This window comes from Mucilaginibacter sp. NFX135 (assembly GCF_048565145.1).
In the GTDB taxonomy this organism is placed as follows: domain Bacteria; phylum Bacteroidota; class Bacteroidia; order Sphingobacteriales; family Sphingobacteriaceae; genus Mucilaginibacter.
Genome location: NZ_CP183412.1, coordinates 1483182 through 1505729, shown reverse-complemented (window position 1 = coordinate 1505729; position 22548 = coordinate 1483182). Strand labels below are relative to the sequence as shown.

The following is a 22548-nucleotide window of genomic DNA, read 5'->3' as shown; positions in this document are numbered from 1 at the left end:
ATTCATTTTTCAAATTACATTAAATTATTAATAAACAGATAAGAAAATTAACCGATGAAAGATAGGAGGTTTCAAATCTCATATCTAACATCTCAAATCTAAAAAAAGATATGTTACACGATCCCAACCGCGTTTATGTTTTTGATACTACGCTTCGCGATGGCGAGCAGGTACCGGGTTGCCAGTTAACAACCCCCGAAAAAATTGAGATAGCAAAAGAACTGGAGCTGCTGGGCGTGGATATTATTGAAGCAGGTTTCCCGGTTTCAAGTCCGGGTGATTTCAACAGCGTTGTTGAAATTTCAAAAGCTGTAAAAGAACCTACTGTTTGCGCCTTAACACGTGCCAACAAAGGCGATATTGACGCTGCTATCGAGTCGTTAAAATATGCCAAACGGCCGCGTATCCATACGGGTATCGGTTCGTCTGATATGCACATCAAGCATAAATTTAACAGCACACGCGAAGAAATCCTGGAGCGTGCTGTTGAAGCCGTAAAATATGCCAAACGTGGTGTAGAAGATATTGAATTTTACGCCGAAGACGCCGGCCGTGCCGATGTAGAATACCTGGCTAAAATGGTGGAGGCTGTAATTGCCGCTGGTGCTACCGTAGTTAATATTCCGGATACTAACGGCTATTGCCTGCCCGATCAGTACGGCAGTAAGATCAAATTCCTGAAAGAGAATGTTAAAAACATCGACAAAGCTATCATTTCGGTACATTGTCATAACGACCTGGGTTTAGCTACAGCCAACTCCATTGCCGGTTTGCAGAATGGCGCACGCCAGATAGAGGGTACTATTAATGGTATTGGAGAGCGTGCAGGCAATACCTCTATTGAAGAGGTCGTCATGATCCTGAAAACACACCAGGTGCTGGGTTTACATACACAGATAGACTCTAAAAGATTTTATGAGCTTAGCCAAATGATCCGTACACAAATGCGCATGCCGGTACAGCCAAATAAAGCTATTGTAGGCGCTAACGCCTTTGCACACAGCTCTGGTATACATCAGGATGGCTTCTTGAAAATGCGCGAAAACTATGAGATCATTCGTCCGGAAGATGTAGGTTTCCCAAGTGCAAGCATTGTATTAACTGCCCGCAGCGGCAGGCACGCGCTTAAGTTCCATCTGGAGCGCCTGGGCATTAACCTGAGTAAAGAAGAACTGGCCGAAGCTTATAACAACTTTTTAACCCTTGCTGATGCTAAATTAGACATCAACGATAACGACCTGTTGAGCCTGGTAGCGCACAAGCTGGTAAAAAACTAATAATGGAAACTGATACTAAGAACCAGCTGGATTTTGAAGCTGCCCATCAACGCCTGAAAGGCGTTGTTAAGCGCACTCCGCTGGAATATAATGCCGGCCTTTCGGCAAAATACGAATGTGAGGTATACCTCAAACGTGAAGACTTACAGGTTGTACGCTCCTATAAATTACGCGGCGCGTACAACATGATCAGTCAGCTAAGTGCCGAAGAGTTGAGTCGTGGTGTAGTTTGCGCCAGTGCGGGTAACCATGCGCAGGGCGTGGCATTCAGCTGCAATGCTTTAGGTACTAAGGGTGTAATTTTTATGCCCGAGATTACGCCAAAACAAAAAATTACCCAAACAGAAATGCATGGGCATGGTAACGTCGAAATCGTTTTAACCGGCGATACTTTTGATGATTGCCTGCGCGAAGCATTGATCTATACTGAGGCCCATCAGATGACCTTTATTCCTCCTTTTGATAACTATCGTATTATTGAAGGTCAGGGAACTGTGGGTCTAGAAATATTAGAAGATCTGCCGGATGTTGAAGTCGTAATTATGCCTATCGGTGGTGGCGGTATGGCGGCAGGTACCAGCAGTTACTTAAGACAACACGTACCGGGAGTTTACCTGATAGGGGTTGAGCCCGAAGGCGCGCCATCTATGCTGAAAGCTTTTGAACATGGTGAGCCGATCACATTGCCAGAGATAGATCGCTTTGTTGACGGTGCAGCGGTAAAACGTGTAGGTACTTTAACTTATGAGATTTGCCGCGAGTTATTGGATGAAATGTTGTTGGTACCCGAAGGAAAAGTTTGTACCACTATACTCAAGCTATACAATGAGGATGCCATTGTGGCTGAACCTGCAGGCGCCCTTTCTGTAGCGGTGCTTGACGCCTGCAAAGACAAAATAAAAGGCAAAAAGGTAGTTTGTGTAGTAAGCGGTGGTAACAATGATATTGCCCGCATGCAGGAGATCAAAGAGAAATCTTTACTGTATGAAGGTCTTAAACATTACTTCATCGTTCGCTTTCCGCAACGCCCGGGTGCTTTAAAATTGTTTGTGACCAATGTATTAGGTCCGCATGATGATATTACCCGGTTTGAGTTCATCAAGAAAAACGACAAAGAGAACGGCCCTGCTCTGGTGGGCATCGAGCTTCAATCAGCCGATGATTATCCGGCATTGTTAAAACGCATGTTAGCCCATCGCTTTAACGTGATCGAATTGAATAAAGACCGTACTTTGTTTGAGTATCTGGTATAAAAAAAACACCGTAAAATAATTTTTGTCATTCTGAACGTAGTGAAGAATCTAATTGCCGAATAGATTCTTCGTTCCTCAGAATGACATTTTTTTTAATACCCCGGACTCTCTCTAATACTCCAACCACTTCCCTACCCTTACCGCAACCTTATCACCCTCGGTGTATTTGCCTGGTTCTTCGTTTACTATGCGTAATAACACGCCTTTCTGTTCCAGTATCAAGTCCTCATAAAAGCCTTTAAAAAGTACCTGCTTTACAGTCCAGGCTTTGTTTGGGGTGATGACTTTGAGTCTGATCCATTCCGGATATATTACGGCGTATTCCTTTCTAATATCCACACCGCAAAGTTTGGATTCGACTGCGGTAAGTACATTACAGTTGCTGAGCAATTGCGCGGTATACAAGTTCTTTGGTGATTGATACAAGATTTTAGGATGACCATGTTCTATGATTTCTCCGTTTTGCAGCACGATCAATTCATCGGCCATGGAGAGCACTTCTGCCGGGTCATGCGATACCATGATCACTGTAAGTCCGGTTTCTTTTACTATCTGCCTGATATCGCTTTGCAAGCCTTCCCTGAACGAAGTATCCACCTGGTTAAAGGGTTCATCCAGCAACAAAACCTGTGGACGGGTAATGATAGCCCGGGCTATAGCCACGCGTTGCTTTTCGCCGCCGCTCAGATCGGCCACGCGTCTTTCGGCCATGTGCAACATGTTTAGTTGCTGGAGTACCTGCTCTGTTTTTTGTTGTTTGGCGGCCAGGTCGGTTGCGGGCAGCATGGCGGCTACGTTATCCCACACTTTGGCAAACAGGTTCAGATCGTCAGTATGCTGGGTAACCATTTTCATGGCATCATGACCGGGGATCAGTTTTTCTTCGGGCCCCCAGATACGATCGCCTTTAAACTGCACCTCTCCTGTATCGGGAGAGAGCAAACCGTAAAGCAGCTTCAGTAAAGTACTTTTCCCGCTGCCGCTTTCACCAATAATAGCCGTTATTTTACCGGTCTGCACCACCATATTGGTTGGCTTTACACCCGAGAGCTGTTTACCAGGATATATTTTACTTACCGCAATTGCCTGCAAAAAAGGAGTATCTGACATAGACACCAATTATCACGAATTATTTCGAATTTCACGAATAAAAATAGGTTTCTTGAAATTCGAACTTCTTATGAGTGATCCGGTTTAAATCGTACCATCTGTTTTGTGAAATTCGAAACCATTCGTGAAATTCGTGCTTTAATTTTAGAAACCCAGCGTTAACCCAAAAGAGAAATTCCTCAATCCGTTTTGCGCAGGGCTGTTCTCAAACATGTCGCTAAAATAGTATCTGGCATAAATACCCATCAGGCCATAGCCTACACGTACAAAGGCGCCTTTACGCAGTTTGGTAAAATGATAATCGTCGTTAAATTTCTGTTTGCCGTTCTCTTCGCTTATTTGCTTTACACGCCCATTAAGCAATACGCCAATCTCTGGCCCAGCAACAACCCGGAAGTAATTACCTCTGTCGTCTTCATGACTACGGTAGTAGAATGACAATGGGATCCGCAAATAGCTTGATGAAAAACGATTTTTACTGTAATGGATATCATCCTCGGTATAGGTTAAAACCGGTGTATTCCGTTGTATGGTGATGTCCCTGCGCAAACGGATCAATGTCCAGTCGAAACCACCCGAAACATATATTTTAAAGGCACTGTTAAAACGATAGCCAAACTGAACCACATCGAATCCGAAATTGCTGGTTTTCCATTGGCGGTAGCTCAAAAACTGGTTATTGGGCGATAAGGTAAAACTACCATGATCAACCAGTGTAGCCAAACCCAGGTCGATACGGGAAAAGGTTACACCGAACGAAAAGCCGGGCGCCTTATGCGCATGATAGGCCGTATCCGGCTGATTTGCTGAAACAATCGGCGCATCATCCCCCACGCCTAACTTCACCCGTACACGTTTCCTATGAACGCTATCAACGGTAGTATGAGTTGAATCGGAAGTAGTTTGCGCAAAGCTTATGCTTGCTACAACGCATATGATGATGGTAAAAATTAAGCGTTTCATATATAATGGTAAATATATTATTTTTCTTTCTTCACTTTAATGATGCCCAGGTTAATACCGGTAATCGTGGCGTCATCCTCATCGGTATTGGAAAATTCAATGAACTTATCCTTCCGCTTATCAACTGCCGCTATCACTACGTTAAACACATCGCCCATACTACGGATACGATGTTTTTTAACCGGGGCTGTAATCGGTTTTGCATGCAAGGCCGTCAATTGCTGTTTGCTCTCCAACAAACTTAGGTCATGTATCGCTGGTTTTACTGATATTTCGTCATCGGTATGATCGGGGATAACCGCACTGGCCAGATCATCTCCACGACTTGTTAAAACACCCTGTGGTTCCGCATTCACTTTCACCAACTCCTCATTCTGTACCTTTGCTTTTTTAGTTCTATTTGCATTTTCCCTGTTATTTGTTTTTTCAACCTTTACAGCTGCCAAGTGATTAGCTGGGGTGATAACTCCCTTTTCCGTTTTTTTGTTTTGTTGTTCGATGGTTAGTACCACCGGAACTGTTTTAGTAAGCAGAGATGTGTTTTTATCTATCCTGTTAACCAATGGATTCTGCTTGTTTACTTTAATCTGTTTTGGTATAAACAGCAGGCCTATAGTAAGCGCCAATACAATACCTGCGGCGATACTTAAAAAAGACACCAGTGATCTTTTGCGTTTGCCGGCATCCAATTGATTGGCTATGCCAGTCCATACATGGGCTGATGGCTGTATTTCCAATTCATTAAGTGACGAGCGGAACAGTTCATCCAATTCATTACCCTGCATATCCATAACTTTTACCCTCCATTTTTGCAATTTGTTCTTTTAATATAGTCCGCGCCCTTGATAGTTGTGATTTGGAAGCGCCTTCGCTGATACCCATCATCTCCGCAATTTCTTTGTGCGAATAGCCTTCCAGCGCATACAGGTTAAAAACCATGCGGTAACCCGGTGCCAGCTGTTGTATCAGGCTTAACAATACCTGTGCATCTAAATTTGATGTTGCCAATGGGTTTACCGAGGGCTCATTTCCTACATCATCCGTATTAACCACCTGCAGCATTTTATGATGTTTACGATAATATTCAATGGAACTGTGCACCATAATGCGCCTTACCCAGCCTTCAAATGAACCATCACCACGAAAGTCTGCTGCTTTTTGGAATACCCTGATAAATCCGTTCTGCAGCATATCCTCAGCCTCCATTCTGTCGGTAGCATAACGCATGCACACCGCCAGCATTTTGGCAGCGAATTGTTTATATAACAACTCCTGTGCTTTACGTTCGCCCGTTTTACAACGGTCTATCAATTGTTGAATGGTAAATTTGGGTTCCAAAAACATCATTTATAGCATTAAGATGTAATGCTTCAGTAATTGGTTGCATGGTATTGAAAATATATTTCAATATATTCTTAATACTGCTTCCGCTGCCGCGGGCTTCCAGCCCGTGGCAAACATGGCCTCAGCTTTCAGCTGAAATTAAAGCTAAAAGCTTTAATTATGCCACCCACGAGATACGCTACGCTAATCCCGCGGGAGCGGTGTTATAAAATGTTTTTTGCCCGAAATATCGCAGCTATTTCGATACCGGCTGTCCGGTAAAAGTTTTACGATTTTATTTCCCCGGACAACAGTGTAACAAGTTCAGCATGACCTTTGGGCGGCTTATTGCCTCTTCATCCTGTAACGCTTGTATATCTTCACGGCTATCATCAGGATCATGGCTAAGGCAACCAGGCCCACTACACCAAATATCCAATTGAGGGCGCTTTTAAGCACCACCAGGAAAACGATGGCAAATAGTAAGAGCGTAGCCAGTTCATTCCACAAACGTAATTGGGTCGACGACCACTTGAATACCCCATTGGCCATTTGCTTGATCTTATTCTGGCACATATGGTGATATACAGCCAACACTACCACAAATGTAAGCTTCAGGTGCATCCAGCCAAAATGAAGCCAGCCGGGTTGCATTACCAGCATGGTAATACCAGCGGCCACGGTAAGGATCATGGAAGGAATGGTAATGATATTCCACAGCTTACGCTCCATAATGGTAAACTGATCTGATAATATCTTACGATCGGGTTCGGGTTTTTCCTGTGCCTCGGTATGGTATATAAACAGGCGCACTATATAAAATAGCCCGGCCATCCAACAAACCACAAAAATGATGTGTATAGCTTTAACGTAATTGTACATAACGCCCCCCAGCCCCCTAAAGGGGGAGCAAACCTTTTAATTTTTATAAATCACCCTCTGCTATTCCCCCTTTAGGGGGTTAGGGGGCATATTCTTTGATCACCTCTACCGCGTACTTCACGTTGTCAAACGGGATATCGGGCATAATACCATGCCCCAGGTTAAAGATGAAACCTTTTTCGTCCTTCATCCTGTCAAACAGGCGGTGAATACGTTCTTTGATCACCTTTTTATCGGCATACAAAATATGCGGGTCAAGGTTACCTTGTACTGCAATACCTTCTGGTAAACGTTTTTTAATATCCAGCAGATCAACGTTCCAGTCAATCGAGATCACATCCGGTTTGGCTTCGGCCATTAACGGCGCAAATACCGAACTGCCTTTGCAGAAAGATATCACCGGAATATCCTTACGGTTCAACTTACTGATGATCTCGGCAATATAACGGTGACTAAACTCTTTATAATCATCCCAGGCCAGCGCTTGTGCCCAGCTGTCAAATATCTGTACGGCATTTACACCCGCAGCTATCTGCATGTTCAGATAATCGGCTGTAACGGTAGCTATTTTTGATAACAGCTGATGAGCCAGTTCGGGCTCATTATGCAGCATCAGTTTAGTGAGTTTAAAATCCTTGGTCGATCCGCCTTCTACCAGGTAGCTCATTACAGTGAATGGCGCTCCGGCAAAACCAATAAGCGGTATACGGCCGTTTAAACGCTGCTGAATTACTTTTATCGCATCGGCAACATATTGCAGTTTATCCAAAACATCGATCTGCAGGTTATCCACATCGGCTTGTGTACGTACCGGGTTGGCAAACTTAGGTCCAACACCATTAGTAAAACTCAGATCGCCGCCCATGGCTTCGCCAGTAACCAGTATGTCCGAAAACAGGATGGCCCCATCAATACCCAACAAATCAACCGGCAGCATGGTAACATCAGCAGCCAGCTCCGGGGTTTTACACATTTCCAGGAACGAATACTTGTTTTTGATATCCCAGTATTCTTTCATGAAACGACCAGCCTGGCGCATCATCCACACCGGCGGGCGTTCTGTTTTCTCGGAAAAAGCTGCTTTTATTAATAACGAATCTCTCATATTTTAGTGGTGAGTGGTGAGTAGTGAGTGATGAGTAGTGAATAGGTTATATGTTTCATATTAATATGCCCAAAGAACTCACTACTCATCACTCACTACTCACCACTCTCTATCAATGTTTTTTCAATTCCTGATGAAGGCGGTTAATTACCTCTTTCATTTTGGCTGTCATTTTATCGGTATGTTTTTCGGCCAGTCCTAAATAAGCTTTGGCTTTTTCAAAATTACCAAACCTGATGTTAAGGTTAGCTACAGTAACCAGCGCGGCTACGTGATCATTCAGCGTATGCAGCGGGTATTGCGCGGCCAGCTCATAATGCTGTTCAGCGGCCTCAAACTCCTGCCGCTGGATACAAACGCCTCCATAGATGTACTCATAAAACCCACGGCGCTTTTTGCTCAGCCATTTCGGATTACTGATCTCTTTTAACGATGCTTCGGTTTTTATATAGTCCTTAGCATGAAAATACTTTGCCGCTACTACCAGGGTACCTTGTTTAAAGTAATCCCAAATGAGCAGCAATATCATCATTACCGCTACTGCTGCCAGTTCATAAATGCGCAGGTACAGTAACAGGCCCAATGATAACAGGAAAATAAATGCTATAAATAAACGTACCCTGTTACTGAACATTAATGCTGATTATCGGTAAACTTATAACCCACACCACGGATAGAGTGAAAATAAACCGGGTTTTTAGGATCTGGTTCAAAATACTTACGGAAGGTTAGGATAAAGTTATCAATAGTACGGGTTGAAGGATATACGTCATAGTTCCAAACCGTTTCCAGGATCTGCTCGCGCGATACGGCATCATTTCTGCGCTCGATAAGCAGTTTAAGCAGCATGGTTTCTTTTTTGGTAAGCGCGGTGATAGACCCATCGGCATTTACCAGTTCAAAGGAGTTAAAATGGATGGTTTTATCACCAATTTTATAGCTGTTAAACTCTTTCAGATCTTCGCCTTTCAGACTGCGTTTTACCAGGTTGTTCACCCTTAAAATCAGCTCTTCCAGGTTAAATGGTTTGGTCAGATAATCATCTGCGCCTTTTTTAAGACCCGCTATTTTGTCCTCATTGGTATTTTTAGCCGTTAAAAACATAATAGGCACTTCGGTATTTTCAAGCCTGATGGTTTCGGCTACTACAAAGCCATCAATCTCGGGCATCATTACGTCTAATATCACCAGGTTAAAGCGCTCTTCTTTAAATAATTGTAAAGCCTTTTTACCATTTTTAGCTGTAGAAACTTTATAACCTTCCAGCTCAAGGTTAAGTTTGATGGCTTCCAACAAATGTTCTTCGTCTTCAGCCAATAAAATTCTTTTCTTATTAAGCATATTATTTTTTTAAATTTAGGTTCATCCAAATACTACTTCAAAAACACTGCCCGACGGACGGTTATCCCGCACCTTGATGCTGGCCTGGTGTTTATCAAGTACTTCTTTTACAATATAAAGCCCCAGTCCGGTACCTTTGGTATTACGGGTATCCTCGCTGCCTACACGGTAAAACTTATCGAAAATACGTGTTTTTTCGTTATCGGCTATACCAATGCCCTGGTCGGCTACTTCCAGGTAAACCTTATCGTCTTTTGAAAACAGTTTTACAGCCACTGCAGAGCAAGGGCTTGAGTATTTAACCGCGTTTTCGATAAGGTTAGTTACCACCGATGTAAGCGCAAACTTATCGCCGGTGATCTCTATCTTGGGTTCAATTTCGGCATCGATGATCTGCTGGTTGCAATCGCACTTGGTGATCTGTAAGCGATTAACAATGCTATCAACCAAAACCGAAAGGTTAAAAGTATTTTTGGGGAAGGTATACGACTGGTTATCAATTTTTGATGCAAGCAGCATATTCTCTACCATATCATCCAATCGTTCCACATCCAGTAATGACTTGCTTACAAAATCAAGCAGCTGCTCTTTGGTTAACGACCGCTTCTGAATGGTTTGCAGCAATATTTTAATAGAGGCCAGCGGCGATTTAAGCTCGTGCGTAACCGAAAGCAGAAAATTCCTCTTTTGCTCCTGAAGCTTACGCTCCTTGTTGATCGACGCGTGCAGGCTATAGGCTCCTACTATTAATATCAATATGAACATAGAGCCCTCGCCCAGGATCATCCCAATGCGTTGCGGCTGCAGTTTTATCAGCATATAGCCCCACCAAACCAGTTCGGAAACGGCGTATATGATGAGCGCATAGAAAATAATAAATGGCTTCTTCATTGTTTTAGTTTTTGGGTTCGGGTTACGGGGTTCGGGTTACCGGTAATTCAATTAAACTACCTGCCACACGAACCTCGCAACTCGAACCTATTTTCCGTTAAATACCAGGTCAAGACTATCAAAGATAGCACGTTTAGCCTTTTCCAGGTCTATTTTTGTATGTGCCGATGATATAAAACCCACTTCATAGCCCGATGGACCCAGGTAAATACCCCGGTTGATCAGCTCGCGGTGGAACTTTTTGAATTTTTCCATACTGGAAGCATCAATATCTTCGGCTTTACGAATATACTCTTTATCTGTAAAAGCAAACCAGAATATGGAGCCGATGCCAAACACCTTAAACTTATAGTTACGTGCTGTGGCAAAGCGCTGTACCGCCTCACGAAACTCCTCGGTTTTGTTATTCAGGTCGCGGTAAAAACCCATTTTCAGCAGTTCGCTCAATTGCGCAATACCTGCGGCCATAGCTACCGGATTACCTGATAAAGTACCTGCCTGGTAAACCGGGCCTTCGGGCGATATATTGCCCATAATAGCAGCCGAGGATCCGTAAGCGCCAACAGGCATACCGCCGCCGATGATCTTACCATAGGTAATGATATCCGGTTTGATACCATAATGACCAGATGCACCTTCAAAACCTATCCTGAAACCCGATATTACTTCGTCAAATATCAACAGCGTTCCGTTTTGAGTACAGATATCCCGTAGGAATTGCAGATACTCTTTTTCCTGCAGCAACAAACCATTGTTGGCCGGTATAGGCTCAATAATAATGGCGGCTATCTGGTCTTTAAAATCTTCAAAAGCTTTGGTTAAAGCTTCTTTATCGTTTAGTGATACTACGATGGTTTCGTCGGCAAAGGCTTTGGGTACACCTGCTGATGAGGTTTCGCCAAAGGTTACCAGGCCCGAGCCTGCTTTTACCAGCAGGGCATCTACGTGACCATGGTAGCAGCCCTCGAACTTTAATATCTTATCGCGTTTGGTATAACCCCTGGCCAGGCGAATAGCCGACATTACAGCCTCTGTACCCGAGCTTACGAAACGCAGTTTTTCAATCAGTTTATTGTTTTTCAGGATGAGTTCGGCCAGCTCGTTCTCCAAAGCCGTCGGCGCACCGAACGACATGCCATTTTGCATTACCTCGGTCACTTTTTCGCGTACTTTGGTATTGTTATGGCCTAAAATAAGCGGCCCCCAGGAGCAGCAGAAATCCACAAACTCGTTACCATCGGCATCCCAGATATGGCTGCCATCACCTTTTTGGATGAACAGCGGCGTACCATAAACAGATTTGAACGCCCTTACCGGTGAATTTACACCGCCCGGAAAATAAGTTTTCGCTTTCGCGTACAACTCTGCAGACTTTTCCCTGCTGATATCAGGCTTGCCTGTAGTATTCAAAGGCTCATTGGCCTCACCCGAAAATATTTTCTTTATTGAATCTAACATGTTTTTTAGCTGAAAGCTTTAAGCAAAAAGCTTAAAGCTCGTTTATTATCGTTTTGTAAAAGCTTTGGGCTTTACGCCTTAGGCTTTTAGCTTCCTACAACCATTTATTCTCCAACACTTCTTTGGCGTGATAGGTTAGTATCGCGGTAGCACCTGCCCTGCGGATGCTGGTGAGCACCTCGGTAATGGCGCGCTGCTCATTCAACCAGCCTTTTTGTATAGCCGCTTTGATCATGGCATATTCGCCGCTTACATTGTATGCAGCTACCGGCAATTCGGTATTATCTTTTATCAGTTTGATCACATCCAGGTAAGGCAATGCCGGTTTTACCATTAAAAAGTCGGCGCCTTCCAGTTCATCAAGGTTAGCTTCTATCAATGCTTCGCGCTGATTGGCCGGGTTCATCTGGTAGGTTTTTTTATCACCAAACTTGGGGGCCGAATTTAAGGCATCCCTGAACGGGCCATAAAAAGCGCTGGCATACTTAGCCGAGTATGACATGATAGAAACGTTTGTAAAGCCGTTTTCGTCCAATACATTACGAATATATCCCACACGGCCATCCATCATATCAGAAGGGGCAATGATATCCGCACCGCATTGGGCATGGGCCAGGGCCATTTTACCCAATACTTCTAAGGTTTCATCGTTCAGAATCACGCCATCTTTCACAATACCATCGTGACCATCACTGCTGTAGGGGTCCATCGCCACATCGGTAACCACACAAGCCTCCGGAAAGTTCTTTTTAACCTCACGTATAGCTCGCAGATATAAACTGTCGTCGCGATAGCTTTCGGTAGCCAGTGGATCTTTTAATGAGTCCTCAATATTAGGGAACAGATCAAAAGAATACAGGCCCAGTTTCAGGCAGCTTTCAACCTCGCGCAGCAAATTATCAACAGAATAGCGGTAAATGCCGGGCATAGATGCCACTTCTGTTTTTTGAAACGTACCATCCACAATAAACAGCGGGAATATCAGGTTAGCCGCGCTAACATGTGTTTCCTGCACCATTTGGCGTATCACTTCACTTTTCCGGTTTCTACGTGGTCTTTGTAACATATCTTTTAGTTCATTTGTTCACTGGTTCATTAGTTCATTGGTCTTTTATAGTGGGAAATATTGAACAAACCACCAATGAACCAGTGAACAAATGAACCAATGAACTAACCTATAATCCAAACACAGCCTCGGCCAGCCCAACTTCGTCGGGCGAGTAAGGCAGGGTATATTTTACACCCATTTCATCAAATTTTTTGCCGGTTGATTTGCCTATGACCACCACCTTCTGGTAAGGATCCAACAGGTTATCGGCAAAATAAGCCTCAACGTTTGATGGACTGGTAAATACCATTACATCGGCACCGCTTGGCTCTACATCTTCGGCCAGCACGGTTTCATATACCGGCAGGTCAATAATTTTGGTATCCGCAGATAATCCTTGCTGTATGCTCCTCATCGGGCTTTCGGCACCGGGGAACAACACGATCTTGCCATTCGCCAGCTTGGCAAATTCTTCAGCCACTTCTGCGGTATCAGTACCTTCACCTACATAATCGGTGAAATAACCTTTGCGGCGCAGCATCTCTTCGCTGCCGCTGCCCATCACACCAAACTTTACCTTTTTAGGAAACAGCGGGTTCAGCTGGAAAAAATAATCCACCGCGTTTTTACTGGAGAAAAACACCCAGTCGATATTTTTTAATATATAGGAATCAAATTTGGTGATCACCGGTACCGTACGGATCAGCGAACGCGCCTCTACCTCGATACCTAAATGTTCCATCGCTTTTTTAAAGTAGCTTTGCTCAGACAGTTCGCGTGATATAAATACTTTCAATGGAAACTTGCGGTCTTTAGCAAATTTAGCCACTACCTTTTCTGCCAGGCCTTCGCTGGTTGGTGCTTCTAAAAACAATCTGTCCGGAAACTCATCTCCCTCATCGGCTTTCGAGGTAAATACCTGGAACATGCCTTCATCCCGGCGGCAATAGCAACCTAAAGGTAAATGACAGCCACCGCCAAACATTTTCAGTACAGTGCGTTCCACAGCCAGCTCTTCAGCCACATCAGGGTGGTGAAGCGTTTGCAGTATATCAAAAACTTCCTGATTATTTTCGCGGATCTGGATAGCCAGCGCTCCTTGCGCAGGAGCTGGGATCAATTCTACCGGAGTAATTTCCTCTACATGAAACTCACTCAGATCTAAACCTAAACGCACTACCCCTGCTTTGGCTATCATAATGGCATCATACTTTTCGTCGCGCAGCTTGCCTATACGGGTAGGCACATTACCACGCAGATCCTCTATCTCCAGGTCGGGGCGGTGTGCCAGCAGTTGAGCCTTACGCCTGTTGGATGATGTGCCCACAATAGCGCCGTATTTTACCGATAGCTTTTGATGCACATCCACACAATCCTTCAAGATCAACAACAGCTCAGCCGGGTCCTCCCGTTCTGAAACTGCTGCGATGATGAGTCCCGGAGGGTTTTCAGTTGGCAGGTCCTTGTGCGAATGTACCGCGATATCAATGGCACCGGCCAATAATTCTTCTTCTAATTCCCTGGTGAAAAATCCCTTTCCTTCTAATTTATCAAAGCTCAGGTTTAATATACGGTCGCCCTGGGTTTTTATGATCTTTAGTTCGGCATTTACGTTAATGGCGGCAAGGCTATCTTTTACAAAATTAGCCTGCCATAGCGCCAATTCACTGCCGCGGGTTCCTATTATCAGTGTTCTGTCCAAAAGAATGATTTTTTACGGTGCAAATTTAATTTTTTACAGGCATGAATTTAACATTAATTCATGTTATGAAAGTAGGCTGACTAATAATTGTTAATTATTGAATTAGCGAGTTAGTGAATTAGTGATTTTTTTTGAAAGATAGGCTAATAAGATACTAAAGAATAGGAGTTTGCAGATATTAAACATTGTCCGGGCGTTTCCGCCAGTCGGCGGACGGGCTCATACGCCTGCAGGCCTTAGGCTCATGGCCGGTATCCGCTGCTATCCCTAACGCTTTTTAATTATTGAATTAGTGATTTAGCGAATTAGTGATTTTATGCTGTTAGGTAATTCTTTTTTTCCGTCAGCAGATAAGCTTCGGGCGAAAGCGGGCAGAACAATGGTGGCTTGTGCGGCTGTAGGGGCATTAGCAAACCTTGCCGAAGCAGAGGAATGAGCGAACAAAGTAGAGGTAAGGTTTAGCAGCCCGTGGTTCTGTTTGCTTTGCGGGGCAAAGGCCTTGTGCGCAAAGAAGCATTTCTGCTGACAGCCTTTTTGGTTACTTTTGTGGCGACAAAAGTGACTGGCCCTCCCGCGGCCAAGAGCGGGTATACGCCAAGCAAATGAGGAGATTGCCGCGCTACGCTCCAATGACATACCTAAAAAAAAGTAGGATTAATTTTCGTTGATCAATATATCTTTGGCCATGATCATGGGCACGCTGATATATTTTTTCTCCATGTAATTCATCACCTTTTCCAGGATCTCGCGCGATTGCTCATCCAAACCCTGTACCTCATCGGCAAAAACAGAGTTGATGGCTGTATTGCGGATCTCTTTAATTTTTTCGGGCACCTGGCGCATGGCTACTTCAATGCGGCGTTGTTTTAGCTGGGTTAAAAACTCGGCGATGTTTTGCTCAATAATGGCTTCGGCGTGTACCAGTTCCTGGTAGCGCTCCTGCAGGTTACGTTTGGCAACCTCGTTAAGCGAATGTACTTCGATAAAGTTAACCGGGAACTGCTCCAATACTTCGGGAGCGGTATCATTGGGTATAGCCAGATCGACAATTGTTTTGCGACCGGTTTCGCCGTTAAGCAGTGATTGGTATATTTCGGTAGTGATAAGAGGCTCCACTGCCGATGTGCAGGTAATGATCACATCAAAACCTTTGTTGTATGTTTTTAAAGCCTTCAGGTCAAACGCTTCACCACCCAAATCAGATGCCAGTTCGGCGGCCTTTGACAGGGTACGGTTAAATACCGCGAAATTGGTGAATTTATGCTTTTTAAGATATTTGGAAATATTGCGGTTGGTTTCGCCGGCACCGATGATCAGTACACGGGCATCTGTGGCACACAGGTTAAGGTCGCGCAGTTTGCGGTAAGCCAATGATACTACAGAGATGGGATTTTTAGAGATATTGGTATGCGTGTAAACCTCTTTGGCTGTTTTTACCACACAGTTCATCACCATGCGTAAACCGTCGCCGGTAAGACCGGCTTCTTTGCAATGCTCATAAGCCTTACGTAGCTGGGCCAGTATTTCCTTTTCTCCAACTATCAAACTTTCCAATGAGCATGAAGTACGTAAAAGATGTATCATAGCCTCCTGATCTTCATAGATAGAAGCACTATCCATAAAGGTACTCAGCGAATGATCACACAATTCAGTATTAAATGATTCGATAAACTTACGGGCAAAATCCTTATCAACCTTATTAGGGGTTGTCATAACAAACTCAACGCGATTGCACGTAGCCAGATAAAATATCTCCGGAATTCCAAATTGAGCTTTTACCTGTTGAAGTTTTTCTGTCAGATTATCCTGGCAAACCACCAATCTACCTAATTCCTTCAGTTCAATCTGTTTGTGTGTAAAAGCAATAACCTTTAAATACTTCAAAGCAGTTTTAAATTTGACCGAACAAAAATATCACTATAAATGAGATCCCGTGTCAATACTTTGTCATACAGGGCTATTTAGAATGTTTATAAATTACGAAATCTGACCGTAAAACAACATTAAAACTGCTTAAAACAATATCTAACAAAATAATGTATATTACATAATGCATCTTATCAAAAATATAAGCCTGATTATACTGGTAATTGGGTATATGCTTGCAGGTATCAATCATCTTATCAATCCAACATCATATTACCGTATCATTCCGCATTATTTACCTTACCCGGTAGTTATTAATATGGTTGCGGGTGCTGCCGAAATATTGCTGGCCCTGTTACTGATACCCAGCCAAACCAGGCCATGGGCGGCTTATACTATTATACTCATGCTCATCGCTTTTTTACCGGTACACATCAGCATGATAAGCGATGCACCGCTAAAATTGGGCAAACTTACTATAACACCATTACTGGCCTGGATACGATTGGCGTTACAGCCGGTGCTGATAGCCTGGGCATGGTGGTATACTAAAGAATGGAGCAAGGATTTTTAGGAGCAAGACATTGGGAGCAAAGATATTTGGAGTAAGGAACAAAGATATTGCAAAGCGGGTTGACTACCGATATTGCTGCGCTTGTCACCCCTCTCTGCTTCGCAAAGAGGGGAACAAATATGTAAAAAACCGTCATTGCGTAGCGTGGCAATCCCCTACTTACAGAGCCGACCTGCATATCGGAGATTGCTTCGTACCTCGCAATGACACGTGAAGAGAAGAGTTTCCACCCTCTTTCCGCCGCAGGCGAAGAGAGGGTCGCCCAGCGAAGCACCGGCGGGGTGAATCGTCACGGATGTTCATAAAACCGTTTTAGATACAAAAAATATAAAAATAACCTATGGATCTGCAAAGTGTTGAAATGCGTAACCTGGAAGTACAGGATTACCAGGAGCTTAAAAAGTCAATGAAATCGGCCTATATGGATATGGATGAGGACTATTGGGATGCCAATTCCATCAAACGGCTCATCAAACTGTTTCCCGAAGGTCAGATCTGTATCACCGTTAATGAAGTGGTGGTAGGCTGTGCGCTGTCTATCATCGTCGACTATCAAAAGTATGGCGATAACCATACCTACAAACAAATAACCGGCGACAGTACTTTTAAAACCCATACCGATAAAGGCGATGTGCTTTATGGTATTGATATTTTTATCCATCCCAATTATCGCGGCCTGCGCCTGGCCCGCCGATTGTATGAGGCCCGCAAGGCCCTTTGCGAAAAGCTGAATTTGAAAAGCATCATCGCCGGTGGCCGCATCCCTAATTATCAGAAATACCAGAACGATCTGACACCCCGGCAATATATCGACAAGGTAAAATATAAGGAGATCTATGATCCTACACTGTCGTTTCAGTTAGCCAATGATTTTCACGTGCGCAAAGTGTTGCGCAATTATCTGCCCGAGGATAGCCGCTCCAAAGGTTTTGCAACGCTCATTGAGTGGAACAATGTGTATTACGAAGAGATAAGTACAGCCATTAACCAAAAAACAGTGGTGCGCATAGGCCTGGTACAATGGCAAATGCGCAGTTACAATAACATCAGCGAGCTGCTGAAACATGCCGAGTACTTTATTGACGCCGTAAGCGATTACCAGGCCGATTTTATTTTGTTCCCCGAGTTATTTAATACCCCGCTGATGGCCGATTATAACCACATGGATTCGGCCAAGGCCATGCGCGAGCTGGCTAAGTACACGCAGCCTATTATCGAGGAGTTTTCCAAACTGGCGGTATCCTACAACGTAAATATCATTGCAGGCAGCATGCCCGTTATTTTTGAGGATTCGCTGTATAACGTATCCTACCTGTTCAGGCGAAACGGTAGTATGGAGGAGGTTTATAAGATTCACCCTACCCCGGCCGAGATCAGCTCATGGGGTATGCGCGGCGGCGACGAGGTAAAAGTATTTGAAACCGATGCCGGTAAAATAGGCATCCTGATCTGTTATGACGTAGAGTTTCCCGAGCTGTCGCGCATACTGGCCGGGCAGGATATGCAGATCCTGTTTGTGCCTTTCCTTACAGATACGCAGAACGGCTACAACCGGGTGAAATTTTGCGCCCAGGCCCGTGCCGTGGAGAATGAATGTTATGTGGCCATTGCGGGCTGTGTGGGTAACTTGCCCAATGTAAACAACATGGGGATCAGCTACGCACAATCGGCGGTGTTTACCCCGTCTGATTTTGGCTTCCCAACCAACGGTATCCAATCGGAAGCTACACCCAACAGCGAGATGATCGTGATTGCAGATGTGGATCTCTCCTTGCTGGACGAATTGCACGAATACGGCAGCGTACAAAATCTGAAAGACCGCCGAACTGATCTTTATAATATTACATTCAACGGTAAAAAAGTATAGTTTGTCGAAATATTTAATAAATCAAATGCGACTTATATAAATAATATTTACATTCAACATCAATAAAAACCTTGTTGAAATAATGAAACCTAAGTCTGTCACATCCATGAAAAATATTTATCTGATACTTTTACTGTTAAGCGCAAGTCTTATAGTTCGGGCACAGGACACAGTTAAAAAAACGGTTCCTATGCGGTTTAATATAGACATGAATACGATTGTTAAGGATTCGACCGGGAAGATATGTACTTATAAGGAATGGACCGCATTAACCCGTACACGTGAATATGTTTTAATGCCCGAGGATACGAGCAACCCCAATACGGCATTTAAGCTGGTTAAAAAAGATGCTCTATTACGTAAATACAGCGCTACTGTTAATACAGGCAATACAATGCCGGCCGGTCAAAAAAACCTTTCGCCCGGGGAAGCAGAAGAGCAACGTATGGCATCGTATCCCAAACCTATGGAATCGGAAAATTTCACTATTGGCCAGCAAATAGAAACATTCAGTACCACTGATATGAATGGCAAAAAAGTAAAGCTGAAAGACCTGAGGGGGAAGGTAGTGATGCTGAACTTCTGGTTTATTGGCTGCCCGCCCTGCCGGGCAGAAATACCTGAGTTAAATAAACTGGTTGAACTATATAAGGACAATCCCAACGTTGTTTTTATAGCCGTTGCCTTAGATCCCCGTTGGGATATCAGAACTTTTATAAAAACAATCCCTTTTAATTTTGATATTATCGATGATGGCCGTTCTATTGCCGATATCTATAAAATACATCTTTACCCTACCAGTGTGATATTGGACAAGGAGGGTAAAGTAGCGTTCCATACAGTAAGCTTTGCCGCAAACTCACCCTACTGGATGAAAAAAACTATTAATGAGGCTTTGAAATGATAAAGCAAACGCTACTTTGCCCATTCAAGCGTCCACGCTTGAATGCTATTTTAAAGTAAGCGTCGACGCTTACAACCATTATATTTCAAGCGAAAGACGCTTGAACTGGCGGGGGTTTGGCTAAAGCCCATAACTATTTAATTGTATTCCGTTGGTTAAAACCAACGGCAATGAGAGATCAATCAACTGTTTTCTATTCATTGCCGTCCCATTTATGGGACGGATAATAAAAAGTGTTTGCTGGCTTTAGCCAAAAGACAATCTTTAGCCTGTGGTCGGTGTTGTCACCGCACCACTCATAGCTAAACTTGATAACGCCTTATATGAAGTATATGTAATAGAGGTACGTGATAACACCGACCACAGGCTGAGCGGCAGCTACTTTAAAAGAGTTGCTGGCAAAATAAGATTAGCCATGCTTGCGCGTACATCCCCCGTGTACATCCCAGCAAAAAACCGTAATTTCCACCCATGATCCGTAAAGATAATTATACCCTGCCCGGCGCTAAGGGCCGCCCTATGCTGATTGATGTAACGTATAACGATGCGCTGAAAAACGCGCCGGTAGTGATCTTCGCGCATGGCTTTAAAGGGTTTAAGGACTGGGGCACGCATAACCTGGTGGCCGATCATTTCGCCCGTAATGGTTTCCGGTACCTCAAATTCAACTTTTCGCATAACGGCACCACGCCCGATCATCCCACAGACTTTGCCGATCTAATCGCCTTTAGCGACAATACCTTTTCCATCGAACTGGAAGACCTGGATACCATTATTGATTTTGCCTGCAGCGGCGCGGGCATGGCAGCTGCCGAGGGCGTATTTTTAATAGGCCACAGCATGGGTGGAGGCATCAGCATCATTAAATCAGCCGAAGACAGTCGCATCAAAAAACTGATTACCATGGCCTCCATATCCGGGTTCCGTAACCTGTGGACAAAACAAAGCGAAGCCCAATGGTACCTGCAGGGTATCATTTACATGCATAACTCCCGCACCGGGCAACAAATGCCACTCAAATCAACCCTGCTGGATGACCTCGACAAACATCCTCTACGACTGAATATCCAGGCCAAAGCCGCCGAAGTAAAACAACCCTGGTTGCTGGTACACGGTGATATTGACCCAACAGTACCACTGGAGCATGCCCGGGAACTGCACACCGCCCAACCCAACACCCAATTGATGATCATCAAAGGTGGCGACCATGTTTTGGGGGCATCGCATCCTTATAGTGGAGACACGCTACCTGCCGCTTTACATGAATTTTGCGATGCGGTGATAATATTTCTGCGGGGTTGACCCACCCCGCCTGCGCTTCGCGCGGCACCCCTCTCTGCTTCGCAAAGAGGGGAAGACAAGGAGCTCTTCTCTCAACACGTCATTGAGGTACGAAGCAATCTCTATGCTATACAGGGCCGATCTGTAAGTCGGGGATTGCTTCGTACCTCGCAATGACGCGTGGAGAGAAAGGTTTCCCCTCTTTCCGCCGCAGGTGAAGAGAGGTGGTCAAGCGAAGCGATAACCAATAATAGATTTTTCACTACGTTCAAGAGATAGTTCTTCACTGCGTTCAGAATGACAAACCTCTTTCATACAAAATATCTTCTTTTTCCCCGTCAGGAGAACAGCTTCGGGTGAAAGTGGGCAGAACAATGGTGGTCTGTGCGGCTGCAGGGGCATAGCAAGTTTTGTAGAAGCACGGGACTTTGCGTGAACGAAGTTGGGCAAATAATTGCAGCCCGTGGTTCTGTCGGCTTTGCGGGGTAAAGGCCATGTGCTGCAAAGAAGCATTTCTGCTGACAGCCTTTTTGGTTACTTTTGTGGCGACAAAAGTGACTGGCCCTCCCGCGGCCAAGAGCGGGTATACGCCATCCCCCAAGCGTCATTCCACCGTCAATAAACACCCCAGGAAAAAACTTACCGTAACTTTATACACTTAACCCTATCTTAAACCGAAATACTATTAACTAACATGAGTTTAGAAGGATCACGAAAAGAAGGAAAAAAATACCTTAACGTTATACCAACCGATGAGGCCGGCTTTGATAAAATGCTCCCCATACTGCGGCAATACCTCAACAACAAGGCCGAGAATATTCCAAAGAAAACATTAGGTCCTTTTAAAACCGACATTACCATTTACCAAAATCAGCCGGCCACGGGCTTGCGCGTTACCTGGATAGGCCATACCAGTATATTGATCGAAATTGACGGCAAACGTATCCTCACCGATCCGGTTTGGAGCGAACGTGTTTCCTTTTCAAAATATATCGGACCTAAACGCTTTTTTCAGCCCCCGCTTTCATTGGGTGAACTCCCCCCGCTGGATGCCATTATTATATCGCATGATCATTATGACCATTTGGATAAGGATACTATCAAATTTTTCGCGGGATCAGCCATTCCTTTCTATTGCTCCGTAGGCGTAGGACAGTACCTGCGTAAATGGGGCATTGCCGAAAATAAAATTACCGAAATGGATTGGGGGAATAGTGTGGTAATCGGTAACGATCTGGTGGTGACAGCCACGCCAGCCAGGCATTTTTCGGGTCGGGGTATTACCGGGCGTAATGAAACCTTGTGGTCGTCTTTCGTGATCAGGGGTCCCAAACACAATATTTATTTTGGTGCCGACTCGGGCTGGTCGCCCAGTTTTGCGGAGATCGGCGAAGCTTTTGGTCCGTTTGATCTGACTATATTGGAGATCGGCGCTTACGGCAAATACTGGCCCGACATACACATGGGGCCCGATCATGCCTCCAACGCGCACCTGGCCCTCAAAGGCAAGCTGATGATGCCCGTACACTACGGCACTTTCAGTCTGGCCCCGCACGCCTGGTACGAACCTATTGAATGGCTAACCGATCTGGCAAAAGATAAAAACATCAACCTGTTTGTCCCCAAACCCGGCGAACCAACTGAAGTAAAAAGTGAGTATACCTCCAACTGGTGGAAACCGTATTTGTCATACAGCTCATAGT

The 22548-nt window shown here is 44.5% G+C and carries 20 protein-coding genes; 7 read left to right on the top strand and 13 right to left on the bottom strand.

From position 1 onward, the window contains the following. The first annotated feature begins 110 nt into the window (after nt 1-110). Together ACNURT_RS06595 and ilvA are read left to right on the top strand one after the other, a co-directional pair. Nucleotides 111-1277, top strand: a complete 1167-nt coding sequence (locus ACNURT_RS06595) for a 2-isopropylmalate synthase (RefSeq protein ID WP_419701063.1) — start codon at nt 111-113, stop codon at nt 1275-1277. A 2-nt stretch (nt 1278-1279) separates the two neighbouring features. Beyond that, nucleotides 1280-2530, top strand: coding sequence for a threonine ammonia-lyase IlvA (ilvA, locus tag ACNURT_RS06590; protein ID WP_419701062.1), 1251 nt, complete (start codon nt 1280-1282; stop codon nt 2528-2530). Nucleotides 2531-2641: 111 nt separating this feature from the next. On the opposite strand, the gene ACNURT_RS06585 is transcribed toward ilvA, so the two are convergent. The 13 genes from ACNURT_RS06585 to hemA form a co-directional block, all read right to left on the bottom strand. Further along, nucleotides 2642-3640 carry an ABC transporter ATP-binding protein gene (locus ACNURT_RS06585; protein ID WP_419701061.1) on the bottom strand — a complete coding sequence of 333 codons (999 nt, stop codon included), beginning with the start codon at nt 3638-3640 and terminating at the stop codon, nt 2642-2644. Between the two features lie 144 nt (nt 3641-3784). Beyond that, nucleotides 3785-4603 (bottom strand): outer membrane beta-barrel protein, encoded by an 819-nt coding sequence (locus ACNURT_RS06580; protein WP_419701060.1) that lies wholly within the window; start codon nt 4601-4603, stop codon nt 3785-3787. Between the two features lie 17 nt (nt 4604-4620). After that, entirely contained in the window at nt 4621-5394 is a 774-nt protein-coding gene (locus tag ACNURT_RS06575; RefSeq protein ID WP_419701059.1) for a hypothetical protein, read from the bottom strand. After that, nucleotides 5378-5947, bottom strand: a complete 570-nt coding sequence (locus ACNURT_RS06570; protein WP_419702114.1) for an RNA polymerase sigma factor — start codon at nt 5945-5947, stop codon at nt 5378-5380. Before ACNURT_RS06570 ends, ACNURT_RS06575 begins: the two co-directional genes overlap by 17 nt. Before the next feature lie 324 nt (nt 5948-6271). Beyond that, nucleotides 6272-6808 carry a protoporphyrinogen oxidase HemJ gene (hemJ, locus tag ACNURT_RS06565; protein WP_419701058.1) on the bottom strand — a complete coding sequence of 179 codons (537 nt, stop codon included), beginning with the start codon at nt 6806-6808 and terminating at the stop codon, nt 6272-6274. 79 nt (nt 6809-6887) lie between these two features. After that, on the bottom strand, nt 6888-7913 hold the full coding sequence (gene hemE, locus ACNURT_RS06560) for a uroporphyrinogen decarboxylase (RefSeq protein WP_419701057.1): 1026 nt from the start codon (nt 7911-7913) through the stop codon (nt 6888-6890). A 112-nt stretch (nt 7914-8025) separates the two neighbouring features. Further along, the gene (locus ACNURT_RS06555; RefSeq protein ID WP_419701056.1) at nt 8026-8547 is read right to left on the bottom strand and encodes a hypothetical protein; all 522 of its coding nucleotides are present in this window, start codon (nt 8545-8547) and stop codon (nt 8026-8028) included. Next, nucleotides 8547-9254 (bottom strand): response regulator transcription factor, encoded by a 708-nt coding sequence (locus ACNURT_RS06550; protein WP_370993934.1) that lies wholly within the window; start codon nt 9252-9254, stop codon nt 8547-8549. Before ACNURT_RS06550 ends, ACNURT_RS06555 begins: the two co-directional genes overlap by 1 nt. Nucleotides 9255-9275: 21 nt before the next feature. Then, nucleotides 9276-10145: a sensor histidine kinase gene (locus tag ACNURT_RS06545; protein WP_370993935.1), complete on the bottom strand. Its 870-nt coding sequence runs from the start codon at nt 10143-10145 to the stop codon at nt 9276-9278. Between the two features lie 87 nt (nt 10146-10232). Further along, nucleotides 10233-11603, bottom strand: coding sequence for a glutamate-1-semialdehyde 2,1-aminomutase (hemL, locus tag ACNURT_RS06540; protein WP_419701055.1), 1371 nt, complete (start codon nt 11601-11603; stop codon nt 10233-10235). 94 nt (nt 11604-11697) lie between these two features. Further along, nucleotides 11698-12669: a porphobilinogen synthase gene (gene hemB, locus ACNURT_RS06535; RefSeq protein WP_419701054.1), complete on the bottom strand. Its 972-nt coding sequence runs from the start codon at nt 12667-12669 to the stop codon at nt 11698-11700. A gap of 109 nt (nt 12670-12778) precedes the next feature. Then, nucleotides 12779-14353, bottom strand: coding sequence for a hydroxymethylbilane synthase (gene hemC, locus ACNURT_RS06530; protein WP_419701053.1), 1575 nt, complete (start codon nt 14351-14353; stop codon nt 12779-12781). Nucleotides 14354-15007: 654 nt separating this feature from the next. After that, nucleotides 15008-16237 (bottom strand): glutamyl-tRNA reductase, encoded by a 1230-nt coding sequence (hemA, locus tag ACNURT_RS06525; RefSeq protein ID WP_370993940.1) that lies wholly within the window; start codon nt 16235-16237, stop codon nt 15008-15010. Nucleotides 16238-16403: 166 nt separating this feature from the next. Between hemA and ACNURT_RS06520 the strand changes: the two genes are divergently transcribed. The 5 genes from ACNURT_RS06520 (at nt 16404) to ACNURT_RS06500 (ending at nt 22547) form a co-directional block, all read left to right on the top strand. After that, entirely contained in the window at nt 16404-16793 is a 390-nt protein-coding gene (locus ACNURT_RS06520; protein WP_419701052.1) for a MauE/DoxX family redox-associated membrane protein, read from the top strand. 340 nt (nt 16794-17133) lie between these two features. Beyond that, nucleotides 17134-18660, top strand: coding sequence for a carbon-nitrogen hydrolase family protein (locus ACNURT_RS06515; RefSeq protein ID WP_370993942.1), 1527 nt, complete (start codon nt 17134-17136; stop codon nt 18658-18660). A gap of 106 nt (nt 18661-18766) precedes the next feature. After that, nucleotides 18767-19564, top strand: a complete 798-nt coding sequence (locus tag ACNURT_RS06510; RefSeq protein WP_419701051.1) for a peroxiredoxin family protein — start codon at nt 18767-18769, stop codon at nt 19562-19564. Between the two features lie 471 nt (nt 19565-20035). Continuing rightward, nucleotides 20036-20866, top strand: coding sequence for an alpha/beta hydrolase family protein (locus ACNURT_RS06505; protein WP_419701050.1), 831 nt, complete (start codon nt 20036-20038; stop codon nt 20864-20866). A 673-nt stretch (nt 20867-21539) separates the two neighbouring features. Beyond that, a complete protein-coding gene (locus tag ACNURT_RS06500; protein WP_419701049.1) occupies nt 21540-22547 on the top strand; it encodes an MBL fold metallo-hydrolase in 1008 nt (335 codons plus the stop codon). The last annotated feature ends 1 nt before the right edge of the window (nt 22548 follow it).